Below are 1,575 nucleotides of genomic sequence, written 5' to 3'. Positions count from 1 at the left end.
AAAAAAGCATACCTTGCGGCGCAAAAGGCGCAAGCGTAGAAGAAAGTAAAGAAGAGTACACGGGGGATGCCTTGGCTCTCGGAGGCGATGAAGGACGTGATAAGCTGCGATAAGCACCGGTGATCTGCAAATAGGAACTATACCCGGTGATTTCCGAATGGGGCAACCCGGCATGTTGAAGACATGTCACCATCAAGGAGCAAACCTGCCGAACTGAAACATCTAAGTAAGCAGAGGAAGAGAAAATAACAATGATTTCCTGAGTAGTGGCGAGCGAAAGGGAAAGAGCCCAAACCACACCTGTTACGGCATGTGTGGGGTTGTAGGACTGTGATGTGGTTACAATGTAATGAAGTGGAACGGGATGGGAAGCCCGGCGATACAAGGTGATAGCCCTGTACACGTAAATACCATTGGCCTAACAGTATCCTGAGTACCGCGAGGTCGGAGACGCCTTGTGGGAATCTGCCGGCACCATCCGGTAAGGCTAAATACTCCCGAGAGACCGATAGTGAACCAGTACCGTGAGGGAAAGGTGAAAAGAACCCCGAACAGGGGAGTGAAATAGAACCTGAAACCGTGTACTTACAAGCGGTCGGAGCATCCAGGTGGTGTGACGGCGTGCCTTTTGCATAATGAGCCTACGAGTTACTCTTCTCTGGCAAGGTTAAGTGCTTCAGGCACGGATCCGAAGCGAAAGCGAGTCTGAATAGGGCGTATAGTCAGAGGAGGTAGACGCGAAACCTTGTGATCTACCCATGGACAGGTTGAAGGTGCGGTAACACGTACTGGAGGACCGAACCGATAAACGTTGAAAAGTTTCCGGATGATCTGTGGGTAGGGGTGAAAGGCTAATCAAACTGGGAAATAGCTCGTACTCCCCGAAATGTTTTTAGGAACAGCGTGGATATTAAGTTTCATAGAGGTAGAGCTACTGATTGGGTGCGGGGGAGTCAAATCCTACCAAATCCAGACAAACTCCGAATGCTATGAAATATGATCTGCAGTGAGGCGCGGGGTGCTAAGGTCACGCGCCGAGAGGGAAAGAACCCAGACCATCAGCTAAGGTCCCCAAGTTACAGTTAAGTTGAACTAACGAGGTCCGGTTGCACAGACAGCTAGGATGTTGGCTTGGAAGCAGCCATTCATTTAAAGAGTGCGTAACAGCTCACTAGTCGAGCGGCCGGGCATGGATAATAAACGGGCATTAAATTGTACACCGAAGCTATGGGATTGAAATATATCGGTAGGGGAGCATTCTAGCGGCAGTGAAGGTACCTGGTAATGGGTGCTGGAGCTTCTAGAAAAGCAAATGTAGGCATAAGTAACGATAAGGCGGGCGAGAAACCCGCCCACCGAAAGGATAAGGTTTCCTGATCAACGCTAATCGGATCAGGGTTAGTCGGGTCCTAAGGAGAACCCGAAGGGGATATTCGATGGACAACTGGTTAATATTCCAGTACTTTTTATAACTGCGATGTGGGGACGGAGTAGTGACACTGCCGCGATCTGACGGAATAGATCGTTGAAGGCTGTAGGTATACATTTGGTAGGCAAATCCGCCGAGTGTGCTGA

General features: G+C 49.7%; 1 rRNA gene. It reads left to right on the top strand.

The features are described from left to right. Positions 1-39: 39 nt before the first annotated feature. Positions 40-1,575 (top strand): 23S ribosomal RNA (locus tag BMX11_RS24010); the annotation flags it as partial.

It is taken from the genome of Pedobacter rhizosphaerae, assembly GCF_900111155.1.
GTDB classification, from domain to species: domain Bacteria; phylum Bacteroidota; class Bacteroidia; order Sphingobacteriales; family Sphingobacteriaceae; genus Pedobacter; species Pedobacter rhizosphaerae.
Note: the sequence above shows the minus strand (reverse complement) of the source record. Positions and strands in the feature narration are given on the sequence as shown.